General features: G+C 35.0%; 16 protein-coding genes. 10 read left to right on the top strand and 6 right to left on the bottom strand.

The genetic code is table 11. The features are described 5' to 3' along the window. Positions 1–36: 36 nt before the first annotated feature. From ABE41_RS08765 to ABE41_RS08750, 4 genes are all read left to right on the top strand, one after another. Positions 37–768, top strand: coding sequence for an alpha/beta hydrolase (locus tag ABE41_RS08765; RefSeq protein ID WP_066288924.1), 732 nt, complete (start codon positions 37–39; stop codon positions 766–768). 59 nt (positions 769–827) lie between these two features. Next, positions 828–1,343 (top strand): YjcG family protein, encoded by a 516-nt coding sequence (locus ABE41_RS08760; RefSeq protein ID WP_066288922.1) that lies wholly within the window; start codon positions 828–830, stop codon positions 1,341–1,343. A gap of 5 nt (positions 1,344–1,348) precedes the next feature. Next, entirely contained in the window at positions 1,349–1,789 is a 441-nt protein-coding gene (locus ABE41_RS08755; protein ID WP_066288916.1) for a GNAT family N-acetyltransferase, read from the top strand. 84 nt (positions 1,790–1,873) lie between these two features. Continuing rightward, positions 1,874–2,569 carry a DUF421 domain-containing protein gene (locus ABE41_RS08750; RefSeq protein WP_066288913.1) on the top strand — a complete coding sequence of 232 codons (696 nt, stop codon included), beginning with the start codon at positions 1,874–1,876 and terminating at the stop codon, positions 2,567–2,569. Here the strand turns inward: ABE41_RS08750 and ABE41_RS08745 are convergent. From ABE41_RS08745 to ABE41_RS08725, 5 genes are all read right to left on the bottom strand, one after another. After that, a complete protein-coding gene (locus ABE41_RS08745; protein ID WP_066288910.1) occupies positions 2,541–3,458 on the bottom strand; it encodes an MBL fold metallo-hydrolase in 918 nt (305 codons plus the stop codon). The genes ABE41_RS08750 and ABE41_RS08745 overlap by 29 nt on opposite strands. 83 nt (positions 3,459–3,541) lie before the next feature. Continuing rightward, positions 3,542–3,772: a hypothetical protein gene (locus ABE41_RS08740; protein ID WP_066288908.1), complete on the bottom strand. Its 231-nt coding sequence runs from the start codon at positions 3,770–3,772 to the stop codon at positions 3,542–3,544. Positions 3,773–3,875: 103 nt separating this feature from the next. Beyond that, positions 3,876–4,136 (bottom strand): hypothetical protein, encoded by a 261-nt coding sequence (locus ABE41_RS08735; protein WP_066288904.1) that lies wholly within the window; start codon positions 4,134–4,136, stop codon positions 3,876–3,878. 160 nt (positions 4,137–4,296) lie between these two features. Next, positions 4,297–5,175 carry a hypothetical protein gene (locus ABE41_RS08730; RefSeq protein WP_066288903.1) on the bottom strand — a complete coding sequence of 293 codons (879 nt, stop codon included), beginning with the start codon at positions 5,173–5,175 and terminating at the stop codon, positions 4,297–4,299. A 119-nt stretch (positions 5,176–5,294) separates the two neighbouring features. Further along, positions 5,295–6,416 (bottom strand): BMQ_0737 family morphogenetic spore coat protein, encoded by a 1,122-nt coding sequence (locus ABE41_RS08725; RefSeq protein ID WP_066288900.1) that lies wholly within the window; start codon positions 6,414–6,416, stop codon positions 5,295–5,297. Positions 6,417–6,538: 122 nt separating this feature from the next. On the opposite strand from ABE41_RS08725, the gene ABE41_RS08720 reads away from it, so the two are divergent. From ABE41_RS08720 to ABE41_RS08715, 3 genes are all read left to right on the top strand, one after another. Next, entirely contained in the window at positions 6,539–7,558 is a 1,020-nt protein-coding gene (locus ABE41_RS08720) for a hypothetical protein (protein WP_066288898.1), read from the top strand. Then, positions 7,555–7,704: a hypothetical protein gene (locus ABE41_RS21030; RefSeq protein WP_156774255.1), complete on the top strand. Its 150-nt coding sequence runs from the start codon at positions 7,555–7,557 to the stop codon at positions 7,702–7,704. Before ABE41_RS08720 ends, ABE41_RS21030 begins: the two co-directional genes overlap by 4 nt. Before the next feature lie 115 nt (positions 7,705–7,819). After that, on the top strand, positions 7,820–8,740 hold the full coding sequence (locus ABE41_RS08715) for a GDP-mannose 4,6-dehydratase (protein ID WP_066288895.1): 921 nt from the start codon (positions 7,820–7,822) through the stop codon (positions 8,738–8,740). A gap of 137 nt (positions 8,741–8,877) precedes the next feature. On the opposite strand, the gene ABE41_RS08710 is transcribed toward ABE41_RS08715, so the two are convergent. After that, entirely contained in the window at positions 8,878–9,603 is a 726-nt protein-coding gene (locus ABE41_RS08710; protein ID WP_066288892.1) for a glycosyltransferase family 2 protein, read from the bottom strand. A 337-nt stretch (positions 9,604–9,940) separates the two neighbouring features. On the opposite strand from ABE41_RS08710, the gene ABE41_RS08705 reads away from it, so the two are divergent. The 3 genes from ABE41_RS08705 to ABE41_RS08695 are packed head-to-tail and all read left to right on the top strand — an operon-like array spanning position 9,941 to position 13,122. Next, positions 9,941–10,909 (top strand): hypothetical protein, encoded by a 969-nt coding sequence (locus ABE41_RS08705; protein WP_066288891.1) that lies wholly within the window; start codon positions 9,941–9,943, stop codon positions 10,907–10,909. A 43-nt stretch (positions 10,910–10,952) separates the two neighbouring features. Further along, positions 10,953–12,014 carry a glycosyltransferase family 2 protein gene (locus tag ABE41_RS08700; protein ID WP_066288889.1) on the top strand — a complete coding sequence of 354 codons (1,062 nt, stop codon included), beginning with the start codon at positions 10,953–10,955 and terminating at the stop codon, positions 12,012–12,014. 34 nt (positions 12,015–12,048) lie between these two features. Beyond that, on the top strand, positions 12,049–13,122 hold the full coding sequence (locus ABE41_RS08695; protein WP_066288887.1) for a glycosyltransferase family 4 protein: 1,074 nt from the start codon (positions 12,049–12,051) through the stop codon (positions 13,120–13,122). Positions 13,123–13,170: the final 48 nt, after the last annotated feature.

Here is a 13,170-nt window from a genome sequence, read left to right as displayed (position 1 = left end):
TTTACTTAATATGATGTCAGCAAAGGAGGTCCGTTTATGGCCATTCTTAAAGGTTCCATTACAGACGATAAAATTCAGAGCAAATATTTAGATGAAACAATAGATTTACTAATCTATCTTCCATCACGGTACACCCCGCTAGTAAAATATCCAATATTAATAGCACAGGATGGCAGGGATTATTTTCAATTAGGAAAGCTGGCAAAAACGGCTGACCGCTTGATGGAAGAACACCAAATAGAAGATTGTATAATTATTGGGGTGAACCATAAAGGAATTGAAGACAGAAAAGCAAAATATGATCCATCAGGTGAAAAACACGAGAATTATATACGGTTTATGGCATATGAATTGACAGCCTATTTAAATGAGAAATTCAACACATTACAGCTAGGCGCAGGCATGGGATTAATCGGAGATTCACTTGGCGGGTATGTGGCTATGAAACTTAGTCTTTTATATCCGAATACCTTTGGAAAAGTGATTGTGCAATCGCCTTATATTCCAGAGGAACTGCTGCAAACCGTTGAATCTATCGAACAAATGCAAACATTAACGATCTATCATTCCATTGGCGATGAAGAACATAGCTTCACTAATCCTGAAGGAATAACAAAAGATTTCCTTGCACCAAACCGCAGAATGAACAAGCTGCTAAACAATTTTGCTCTGGATTATGAATACTCAGAGTTTCAGGGTAATCATCTTTGGGTAAACTGGCAAAAAGATTTAGTCCCCGCATTAACTTTTCTTTACAATAATCGCTAACTGTGGGAAATAAAAAGAATATTTGGTATACTATTTCAAAAGATGAGGGAGGAAGAATTATGAAATATGGTATTGCTATTTTTCCATCAAAAAATCTACAAGACAAAGTAAATTCATACCGAAAAAGGTACGATCCACACTATGCCCTTATCGCACCTCACATCACGTTAAAGGAACCATTTGAGGCGACTGAAGAAGAGCTTCAGGATCAGATTTCCTATATCTCATCTGTAGCTCAGAACATTAATCCATTTTCAATTAAGATTAACAAAGTTGGTTCGTTCCATCCTGTTAATAATGTAATCTACTTAAAAGTAAACGAAGCTGAAGAATTAAAGTCACTGCACGATCAGCTGTATTCAGGTCCCCTTGATCACCAGCAGCCTTATAATTTCGTTCCCCATTTAACATTGGGACAAAAACTATCAGACGAAGAGCATTCAGATGTTTTGGAGCGCCTTCGTATGATTGACATTGAACACGAAGAACAGATCGATCGTTTCCAGCTTCTCTACCAGCTGGAGAATGGATACTGGACAGTATATGAAACATTTCGTCTTGGAAAGGGTGTCTAATAAGTTTGATTAAAAAGTATACATCTGATGAACAAGGATATAGAGATGCATTAGAAGTTAGAAGAGATGTATTCGTACAGGAACAACAAATTGACGAAAGCGAAGAGATCGATGAGTACGAAGATTCCGCTACTCATTTTGTTTTGTACGATGAAAACAGCAAGCCTGTTGGAGCATCCAGACTCCGCGAAGTTAATGGTGAAGGTAAAGTTGAACGGGTTTGCATCCTTTCATCACATCGAAAAAAAGGATTAGGTGAAGAATTGATGATAGCTATGGAACAGACAGCTAAAGATCTATCTATTCCGAGCCTTATATTATATGCACAAATTCAGGCAGAAGACTTTTATAAAAAACTGGGGTATCAAACCACATCCTCAGAACCATTTTTAGATGCCAACATACCTCATGTAGCCATGAAAAAAGTATTGAATTCGTCCGAGTGACGGAATCAATACTTTTTTAGTTTATAAACATCCTATCTCGTCAAAACTGAACAGTAATACGTTTATTATGAGGAGATACGGTTGATGGACATACATGTGGGACAACTAACTACAGAACTGATTGTGGGCTTTCTGGCTCTTTTTATCCTTACAAAAATTTTAGGAAAAACTCAAATTTCACAGATTACTCCATTTGATTTTATTTCGTCCATCTTTTTAGGCGAATTAGTGGGTAATGCAATGTATGATGACGAGACTTCTATTTTTGTCATTTTGTACGCTATTTTAATATGGGGTTCTCTCGTATATTTGATAGAGATCATCTCACAAAAATTCAAAGGTACTCGTAAAGTGCTAGAAGGTGCGCCTACTATTGTTATCCGCAAAGGATTGTTAGATCGAGATCAGCTTAAGAAGAGCAAGCTTGATATAAATCAGCTGCAAAACTTAGTCCGGCAAAAAGGATACTTCAGTCTTCGCGAAGTCGAATATGCCATCTTAGAAACAAACGGCACACTTAGCATATTGCCGAAATATCAATACGGATCACCAAATAGACAAGACTTGAATATGCAAACAGGACAACAGCCTGAACTTCCTGTTACTCTAATTCTAGATGGAGAAATAAATACGGATAATCTTTCAACCGCTGGAATATCAAAAAAGAAACTATTAAATCAGATTCATGAGCATGGTTATAAATCTGTTGAAGAGGTTCTTTATGCAGAATTTTCAGAAGGGAAACTGTTAATCATGCCGATGACTGACCCGAAAAAATAACAGGTCGCCCTTCTTTTATGGTATAAACCGCTTTCCCTTCTTCAATTAGCTGAATTAAGTATGCTGTTATAGCTGTTCTGAATAAAGAATACATTCCGAAATTTGCAGGTTCAATCTCATGTTTAACAAGCATTTTTGCAATGAGGTCTTCCAACGAAAGACCGCGATCGCCACACGCGATCAAGAAATTATTCATTTGGCTCAATAGTCTTTGGTGGACTTCAATATTCCCTCTTATCGTATCCTTGTACTTATCTGAAAAAGCACCATGTCCCGGGAGCATTCCGTCAACTTTTACACGAAGGAGATAATCTAGTGTTGAGAAATTTGAAGCGGAGTCAACGATAAAAGGAATCTTATGTTTTTCTATAACTTCCATGCCGAGAAACGCATCAGCTGCAAAAAGTATCTCATTGTATAAAATCCCGAATTGATTATGACTATGACCAGGCAAATGAATGAATTCAACTTCAAACGAACCATCGCTCCAAATTCCTGACTCACAAATTTCATCAATTTGTATGGAGGGAGCTTCTAAAAATTTGTTCCGCATCTCTTTTAATGGTGTATTGCCATGAAACAAGTACATCGGTTCTAGAATAGGATATCTCATAATGGCTTCTTCAAGTGAAGGAGCTATTGTATGAACTTTATGGTTTTTTTGTATATATTGCGCGCCTCCAAAATGGTCAGCATGTGCGTGAGTAATAAACAAATGCGTAATTGGAAGCTTTTTGTCCTGCAGCAGTTTAATTGCTTTTTTTGCAGCAGATGACTCAAGACCTGCGTCGATCAGCATACCTGCACTTCTATCCTCGCTAACGATGTAACCTATATTGACAGCACTTTTAATATAAAAGCAACCCTCTTTAATTTCAATAAATTCCAACGGGATCACCTCAGATGTTAGTTAATAGTTTTTTCTGTCTCGGTAACTCTTTTTCGGATTAAGACCAAAAAAAAAGAAACCTATTAAATGGTTTCGTTAATAATCAATCCTTTTCCTTCTATTTCACTCAAGACTTGATGAAATCTCTTTTTTACTCCTGAAGGATCATGATTCTTCTGGCTGGATGGTGTAGGCACCGTTTCGTTTTGAATTGGAGGAACAGCAGAGACGACCGGAAGACCTCGTTGTGGCTTTTCCATCCGAACCGCATATTGGATATTTTGGATTGGGACATACGGTAAAATATAACCCATCTGCTTTCATCTCCTTTTTTTATGTATTTCTTTATTCTTTTCCCTTTTCCTCCTATCTTAAAGCATTTAATTAAAGAAAGAGCACCCTTATTTTGGGCACTCTTTAAAAACATGTTAATTGCTTACTCCCAAGGGTCGTAAAAATTGCTGGAGCTGGAAGAAGATTCATGCTTCTTATGACCTGACGTTTGATTCTTATGACTAGAATCATCTTTCTTATGACTTGATTCATGTTTGGACGAAGAAGATTCATGCTTTTTATGGCTGCTGGATTCAAACTTACAATGGCCTGAGCTGGAGCTGGAGCTGGAACAACAACAACAACAACAGCTTGAGCTTGAAGATTCTTCATGATCTTCATCATCGTGGATGATAACCTTGCCAGCCTTGATAATTACTTTATTTGCATAAATTTTCTTCTGTCTCTTCTTTTCCTGACTACAGAAAAAACAATCTTCCATGTTTCAACCTCCTCGTATAGTACATTTTATGCATGTCTAACGAGTTGGTTATAGACTCTCTACCTAAAAATTAATTGCTATATGGTTAACTGCTTTTGCGTTGTAGTTTTGTTTATGAAAATAAACAAATGCTTCTACCATAATATTATTATCTATTTTACTTTTAATTGGGATCTGAAAATCATTGAGAGATAGACGTTCACCACTGCTGAGTTTTGTTTCCCGAAGCGGACAAACCCAAATCTCACCTCTGTCTTTTGCTTGTTCTGCCCATTCATTATCCATAAACATCCATGTGAATTGAGTAAGTTCATCTTGAGTTGGTCCTGAAATTAATGAAACGATTTTTCCTTTTAAAGCAGCTGATTCTGCAGGTTGAAAACGAAAACAGATATATGGATTATCTAGAGCATCAGTTCCTGTATTTTCTATATAAAATGATCCTCTGACAAAGCCTGTTTTATCTTTAGTAAGAATCACAGAGTAATCAAAATAACTGATGCAGCTTGTTCCTTCAAGGATTCTTGATTCCTTTGTATTACTTGAACTTTCTGAGCCTTCTATAACAGGTTCTGAAGTACGATTTATGTTAAGTCTTTTTTCCATGCTTTTAATTCGCTGCTGGTATTGATCAATTTGCTGATCTTTATCGTTTAATTCATCTTGGATTGTTTTCAATAAGTCTTCATAGCTTTGCAATCTTTTTTCCATTTCTTGAACATCTAAACGATTTAGTTTTTTTGTGAGCTCTTCAACTTGTTTTCGTAACTGGATGATTTCTTCTTCTTGTTTTTCTATCACCTGTAAAGAATTATTCATTTCTAACTTTTCAATTGTTTCTTCGGCAAATACTAGTTTTTTTTCCAAATCAAGTGCCTTTTCTTTATAATATTCAACTCTCGAAATGAGCCGATCATAGCTAAGTTTATCTTTAGTCCCCATGCTTCTTCCCCCTTGTAAAAATAGGCTCTTTTCTTTATTGTATGTAACCTGTTTCTATTCGTTCACTATTTTTTACAACATAAAAAACCAACTGGCTATTGGCCAATTGGTTTCATATATTAATTATGCTGCATACAATTGTCTACAACGATACTTCCTTGATCCACAGAAACGATTCCTGTTGAAAATGTTTCGGAATTAATTAATTCGACTTCAAAAAGATTGCTTTCTCCATTTTGTACGATAGCCAGATTAAAGTCTAGTTGTTCCCCTGTGGTATCAACAGTTCCCTTTCCAGAAATGATGATTTTAGGCGCGCCATTGTGTTCAATACAGCAAAGTGAATCTTGAGTAAATTCCGTGGCTGTAAAGTTAAACTCTCTTGGTTTTTCTGTAGAACCCGTTTCTATAAAGTTTAACTTAAATGAACTGTTTGCTATATGATAATTCGGGCAAATGTTAATCGAAACAGTTGCACGGCCACTTTCGGTTGCTCCTTCCACACCATTAACTGTTAGTCCGCTGGCGTCTCCACTGGCTCTACACATGCAGCCTGGCCTGGGATATATGTCAGGACATCGTTGTGGATACGACTGTACTGGACATAGTTCTCCCTCGCCTTCTGCTGCAGCTAAATCATTCTCACGAGGGGCACAGAATTTCGCAAGAACCTCAAGCCTCACTTCCGCCTCTACTTGGATATCGACACAGAATGAAATATCCAAAGCAAACGAAGCAGGTGCTGGACTATTTAACAAAACAGTACCAGATGGAATACGAGCAATAATTTTAGAAATTTGAGCATAAAGCTCTGTTCCGTCTGGATAACACAAGACAAAAGGTTCAAATACTGAAGCATTTGCCATTATTTCTGTCACAACTGTCCCTTCTCTATCGACAACTTGCACCTTTATTTCTGTTGTAAACAAAAGCTCAACGAGCTGTGCTTCTGTATGCTGACCTCCGTTAAGCAAAGCTGTTACATCTCTTTTATCTCCTACTTGTTCGCAAAGATAAAGTTCAGCAGCTTCTGCATTTTCAGTCGATGGTGAAGTTTTAGGTACCTTTGCTAAGAACCTTAATGGACGACGTGAAGGATCATCTAGTGCTGCTTCTATTGCGGTGAGTTGTTCATCTGTTAAAGAAACTGTTTTTCTTACATCAAGCCTTGCAGTCACCCAGTCGTAAACTTTCTGGACGCGGATACACTCGTCTTGCAAGTGATTATGATTTGTTCCCATCGTTTCCCTTCCTTTCCTCATCATGTTCTAAAGATTCCATACATACTATGGGAATAGAGTAGGTAATGACACAAGAACGAAAGCCTATTTTTCACGTTAAGAAAAGCTAAAGGAGGAACAATATGAAATCTGTTTGGCATAACAATCATAAAGTGTGTGACTTAACACCTATAGAATACGACGCTCTTTGTCTTCTATTGCCATATTGGGGCTTACAGCTCAATCCAGATGGTGAGACCATCTCAGGAGCTCTTTCCAAGTTTGTGATAGGCATTCAAGGACTAACACAACAAAAGGTAAAAGAATTAGACCAACTGTTACACCATACTGGCATAGCCATCACAACAGACGATAGTAAAAAATGTGACCAAAGGTTTTACGTAGATTTTCATGAAGGTCACCCCATGCCATTAGCATTAAATACACCTGAAAAACAGCTGTATTACTTAAATCCCGCTACTTCATTCCGCTTGCCCGTTCAAGCTGCCATTCATAAAAGAATTACATTAAAGAGAAAAGACGGACCGTTATTTTTAGCAGTTAAGCCTGAATTTGAGAAACAAGTTGCCGAATGGATCAGTTACCTGGTCATTCAATCCTTCTTACGCTTTTCGTTTGAATCACTGGCTTCAATCTCAGAACCAACCTTTACCTCATGTGCCAATAAAATTCTGAATCACGTGAACAGTAATTTTGCAGATGTTCAGATTCCAAAAAGCCATAATTCCTTTGGCGAGGGTTTCAAATCAAATAATAATGAACAAACAGCACCGTCCGCCCATAAAGAGGTAATGAATAATAAGGAAGAAACAAAGCAAGCTGTTATTCCTTCTAAACATCCTGATCAAAAAGTGACTGTACCTCCAATCCGGCCGTTTTCGGCTTCAGGATCATTAATAACAAATCATATACCAAAACCATTTGAACAAGGTGATTTCATTTCTCAAAATGCTCAGCCAATTAATCCTTTTAAATCAAGTCCATTAAAGAAACAGCCTATTCAGCCTTTTAACGGAAACCAAAATAAAAACCAAAAATCCGTCATCCGTCCATTTCAGTCAAATCAAAACACCCCGTCCATCAACCGAGAATATAATGACAAAGCATCCAGGATATTTAGACAGAGGAGAGATGGAAAGTGAACAAGGATGAATTGCAAAAGTTATATACTGAAATAAAAGCAAATAAAGCAAAAGGAATTCATAACGACCCCAGCCTTATTAACCCTACAACAAAAAAGGGATGCGGATCATGCGGGAAGGTAACTTGGAAACCAAATAAAACATAATGATAAAGCTTAATTTTTTTCGCCCCCTTTTCATTCAAATATTGATGAAGGGGGTGTTCTATTTATAGAAAAGGAATGTACTATACTAATTTCAGTAAAGAGAGGTTAAAAATCCATGAAAATTTTTGTAACAGGTGGAGCAGGATTTATAGGTTCTCATCTGGTAGAAGAACTTATATCGGATAAAGTCGATGTTCATGTATTAGATAACTTGGTAACTGGAACTGTACAGAATTTACACCCCAGAGCAGTTTTTCATCATGAAGACATTTGTAGTTTAAATGTCAGAAAAATAATATACCATGAAAAACCTGATATTGTGTTTCATTTAGCTGCCCAAGCAGATGTCGAACGATCCATCAAAGAACCTAACTATGATGCGAATGTAAATATTAATGGAACGATAAATATTCTTCAAGCTTGCAGAGATTCAAAAGTTAAAAAAATAATCTTTGCCTCTACCTCTGCAGTTTATGGAAATTTACAAAAAGACTTGATTTCAGAAAACGACTTGTCAGTGCCTACCTCCTATTACGGATTATCTAAATTAACTGCAGAATTATACATCCGTCTGTTTTATGAGGTTTATCATTTGCCTTACACCATACTTCGTTATGGAAACGTATACGGACCAAGACAAAAACCAAAAGGAGAAGGAGGTGTTGTATCCGTCTTCTTAGAACAAATAAGAAAAGGATTACCATTAAATATTCATGGTGACGGCAAACAGACTCGAGATTTTGTTTATGTAAAAGATATCGTTAGAGCAAATTTAGCGGCTATTGACAAAGGGAATCAACAAACGATCAATGTTAGTACTTCAGAAAGAACGACAATTAAAAGTTTAATAAAAATTTTTTCCCAAATTCATACCAAAAAAATTGAGACTATATATGTTCAAGCTAGGAAAGGCGATATCAAACACAGTTGTCTTAACAATAGAAAAGCTTATACCTTGCTAAATTGGGAACCTAAGATGAACATTCAAGAAGCATTAGAAGAAACATACAAGTATTATATGAAATCTAACAATTAAGTAATCTATTATATCTTTGTTCTGGACGACAGGATTATGATTTAAAAATATCTAAAAAGGCTTAACAAACTAACCAAGTTGTTAAGCCTTTTTGTATGAAATAACAAAAATTGTGGTTCTTTGCAACCTTAACCTGTTTATGCCCCCTGCATTTTTCTAATTAATTCTTCTAAACTTTTTTTATAATTATTATTTACTATTTTAAATTCATTCAGTATTTCAGAAAGGTGTCGTTTCGTACCCATTTCTTCATGAATCCTTTGATTTGTCAGCGTTATATGATAGTAATCAATCGGAAAATGAAATGCTACTCTCATCCAAAATTCATAATCTTGGGTATACCTTAACGCTTCATTAAAGTAACCAATGGTATCAACAACTTTTTTAGACATCATGACCGTACAACCATTGATTGGGTTGTAAGTCTTGAATGCTATTATAATTTCCAAATTACTTTTATAGTGTATACCCGAATTGTACTTAATTATTTGATTATCCTTATCAACCTTATTAAAATTTGTAAAACAAATAAAAGAATTTCGTGATTTCATAAATTTTAACTGGTATTCAATCTTAAAAGGGTTAATAATATCATCTGAACTTAACCAAACAAGGTATTCTCCTTTTGCTTTTTTAATTCCTTCATTTAATGCAGAGGCAGCTCCTTTGTTTGCTTTTTCTATATATACAACACGAGAAAGATAGGGAGTAATTAAATGTTGGTGCTCAGTAGAACCGTCATTAACAACGATTAGCTCGATATTAGAGTAGGTTTGCTTTAATACACTTTCTATAGATTGTCCAATATAACGACAGTTATAAAAAGGTATAATAACGCTTACTAATGGATCGGTAACTGTCAAAGAACCACTCCCTTTCTACTTTTATTATTAAGCTATGTTCGTTTTCTATCTTGGTATAGACGATATAATTAGTTGTTCGTTTTTTTTTTAAAATATTAATAGTTAATAATCACTTGCATTTTACTATATAAATTATGTGTATGAACCATACCGAAACTTGTATAACTACATATACTATAAGAAGGCAGATATTTATCATTTGTCATATTTTCTCGATAATATCCTGATTTAATCTTTTATACAGATTTTTTCATTCAGAATTTCAAATGAAAATAGTATAAAACTAGATTTAACTAATTTAATGGGTATAGAAAGTATAGTAAGGAAGTGAAGGTGTTTGAGAAAAATTTATGTTATCGGAGGTCAACAAAAAGATAGAATTACTGAGGATTGGCACCAGTACGAAAAAGGTGTTGTCTTGCAAATAGATATAGATAGATATGAATTAATAAAACGCACGGAATATACATCTCCTCCAAACGTTTGTCCTGATAACGATCCCTCGATCGTGTTTAAAGCAGGAACAATTAGTAAAAAAAAGTTATATGTTTGTACTGAAACAGAAGTAATAATTTTTTCCCTTCCTAATATGAAACAGATAGACTATTTATCATTACCCTGCTTTAATGATCTTCACCATGTGCGGCCAAATCACAACGGAAATTTATTGGTAGTCAATACAGGGTTGGATATGGTCTTAGAAATTAATAGTTCTGGGAATGTTCTACGTTCTTGGAATGTGCTTAACCAACCTCCATGGGATCGTTTTTCTCCTAATGTTGATTATCGGAAAATCGCTACTACAAAACCTCATCAATCTCACCCAAATTTTGTTTTTCAAATCGGAAATGATATATGGGCAACACGTTGTTTGCAACAAGATGCTATTTGTTTAACAAAACCTGACCAAATAATAAATATTGGTGGTTCTTACATTCATGATGGTGTATTAGCTGGAGATACACTTTATTTTACAAAGGTTGATGGACAAGTAGTAACGGTTGATGTTCAAACTCTTCAAGTGAAAAACCATTATTACCTTAGTCTTTTTAGCAATCATAATAGTCCATTAGGTTGGTGCAGAGGGATTAAGGTGCTTGGTGACGACACTGTAATAGTAGGCTTCACACGAATAAGACCATCTAAATATCCTTTAGAGGATCAACAAAAATTTAATCAGTTAGATGCCGTTTTACCAACTAGAATTGCCTGTTATGACTTAAAGCATGGAAAATTACTTTGGGAACACGAACTTGAACAATACAACTTGAATGCAGTCTTCTCAATTCACAGTGAGGATGAGTAGTGATCTATTTTAAGAAATTCTCACGATCAATGGAGGTATTACAATGAATGATGTTGGTATGGTAATGCCAGTTTATAATCAAGAACCTAAATATTTAAGATTATCGATAATTTCTGTTCTTCAACAAACATATAAAAATTTTTATCTAGTCATTGTTATCGATGGTGCAAACGCTCTAACCAGAAATATAATCTACCAATTTAAAAATGACCCGAGAATTATCATTATTGACAATAAAGTAAACCAAGGAATCTCAAATGCCTTGAACAAAGGATTTGATTATTTATCTCAACTTAATGAAGTTCAATTTTTAACATGGGGTTCGAGTGATAATATCGTTTACCCTCATTTTATTGAAAAACTAAGAAAAAAACTTAAAGATGCTCCACCTGACGTTGGACTTGTTTATAGTTCCTTTCACCATATAAACGCCAGAGGAAAAATTATGCATAACAACATACAGCAATTAAATATCCGAAAATGGCAACAGAACAAAGTAATAAATGATCTGCTGGATAGCAGTTTTATCGGAACATCCTTTATGTATAAAAAAGCATTTGCTGAAAGAATAGGAGGCTACTATTTAGACCCAGTTCAAACTTATGATTATTGGCTTAGACTCACTGAGATTTGTAACATTGAATTTATACCTGAAGAACTAATGGGCTATCGATTGAATTCCAGATTAAGCCTGTCAAAAGAGATTTTATTTAATATAGATAAACATCGTTGGTGGCGAAATCAGTTTAATATAGCAAGACATATGGCCCGTAAACGAAGAAAAATTGCTTATGAAACCACAATCATTTTTCCTGTTCAAAATAATGATGTTACGATTAAAGAGATTGAAAATATTCTAGAACAGCAATACCATAATTACCAACTAATTTTTATTGATAAAACAAAACAAATACAACCTAAGCTAAAAAACACGGGAGTAAAAGATCCGAGGATAACAGTGATAGAAGTGTCTGATGCAGAATTTAGTAATTTAGATAAAACATACAAACCTATGACTCCTTTAAAGCTTGTTTATTCTAAAAATATCAATCTCACTAATGTTCACTCCTTATCAAACATCATTAATCAAATGAAGACAGTTTAAAATTTGGAGGTAACTCCGATAAGGGAGGAACTGAATGAGAATATTATTTGTTTTTTATGTACCTAGTGGCGGAGTAGAGACCTTAAACCGTCAGAGAAGTGCTGCATTAAAAAAATACAATATCGAGTGCCATTGCCTTTACTACCAAAAACTAAGAGATCAAATAAACTCGTTTAACGGTAATATTTTTATAGGAAAAGATCCAAACATGATAAAACAAATTTTGGACAAATGGCAATATAGTGCAATTATTATTGTCTCTGATTACACAATTCTACCTTTGTTTAGAAAATTAGGTTATAAAGGGAGACTAATTATTGAAATTCAAGGACTTGGTTCAAAAGATAGAGCAAGAAATTTTCTAACCGACGGTGTATCCGCCATTAAAAATCATGCTGATGCATTGTTAAACCCTAAAACTCCGATTATTGAACAATTATATAATGAGCTATTTCCAACCATTCCAAAATTCAGTTACAATAATTGTTTCGATACAAAATATTTTAATTATAAAAAATTACCTATATCCCCTCACCCGATCATCGCATGGATTGGGCGCATTGTAGATAATAAAAATTGGAAAGAATTTTTATACATTGGGCATCAACTTATTCAACAAGTAAATCCTAATATAAAGCTGTATATGTTTGAAGACCCTACACTTGCTGATGCGAAAGATCGTATTGAATTTAAACGACTAATCGTCGAGCTGAATTTACAAAAAAATCTTTTCATCCTTCATAATGTCCCAAATCATAAAATGGCAGAGTATTTTTCAATTATTGGAGACTCTGGAGGTTTTTTCTGTTTAACATCCAAATCAGAAGGTGCTCCCTATTCTGTGCTTGAAGCATTGAGTTGCAGATGCCCTATTCTAACAACGGATTCTGGTGGGGTCAGAAGTTCCATCATTCATAATAAAACGGGTAAATATTACGTAATCGGAAACATACAGCATGCTGTAGAAGAAGGAACAGCATTAATGAAAAACCAGCAACTAAGAGAATATATTCGTTCCTGTGGCGTTGAACATGTAAAAAGTCATTTTAGCCCAGAGCAATATGGGAGAAGTTTCATTACTATGCTCAGATCTTTAGGAATAAAATAATTGAGATAGGGGGAGGCGCCTAGCCTCCACATCCCCTCACACCACCGT

Origin of the sequence: Fictibacillus arsenicus, from assembly GCF_001642935.1 — a bacterium.
GTDB lineage: Bacteria > Bacillota > Bacilli > Bacillales > Fictibacillaceae > Fictibacillus > Fictibacillus arsenicus_B.
Note: the sequence above shows the minus strand (reverse complement) of the source record. Positions and strands in the feature narration are given on the sequence as shown.

Coding starts and splice junctions, on each gene's coding strand:
- ABE41_RS08715 (WP_066288895.1), top strand. CDS start 7,820: ATGAAAATTTTTGTAACAGGTGGAGCAGGATTTATAGGTTCTCATCTG.
- ABE41_RS08695 (WP_066288887.1), top strand. CDS start 12,049: ATGAGAATATTATTTGTTTTTTATGTACCTAGTGGCGGAGTAGAGACC.
- ABE41_RS08700 (WP_066288889.1), top strand. CDS start 10,953: ATGAATGATGTTGGTATGGTAATGCCAGTTTATAATCAAGAACCTAAA.
- ABE41_RS08765 (WP_066288924.1), top strand. CDS start 37: ATGGCCATTCTTAAAGGTTCCATTACAGACGATAAAATTCAGAGCAAA.
- ABE41_RS08725 (WP_066288900.1), bottom strand. CDS start 6,416: ATGGGAACAAATCATAATCACTTGCAAGACGAGTGTATCCGCGTCCAG.
- ABE41_RS08760 (WP_066288922.1), top strand. CDS start 828: ATGAAATATGGTATTGCTATTTTTCCATCAAAAAATCTACAAGACAAA.
- ABE41_RS08730 (WP_066288903.1), bottom strand. CDS start 5,175: ATGGGGACTAAAGATAAACTTAGCTATGATCGGCTCATTTCGAGAGTT.
- ABE41_RS08750 (WP_066288913.1), top strand. CDS start 1,874: ATGGACATACATGTGGGACAACTAACTACAGAACTGATTGTGGGCTTT.
- ABE41_RS08735 (WP_066288904.1), bottom strand. CDS start 4,136: ATGATGAAGATCATGAAGAATCTTCAAGCTCAAGCTGTTGTTGTTGTT.
- ABE41_RS08720 (WP_066288898.1), top strand. CDS start 6,539: ATGAAATCTGTTTGGCATAACAATCATAAAGTGTGTGACTTAACACCT.
- ABE41_RS08740 (WP_066288908.1), bottom strand. CDS start 3,772: ATGGGTTATATTTTACCGTATGTCCCAATCCAAAATATCCAATATGCG.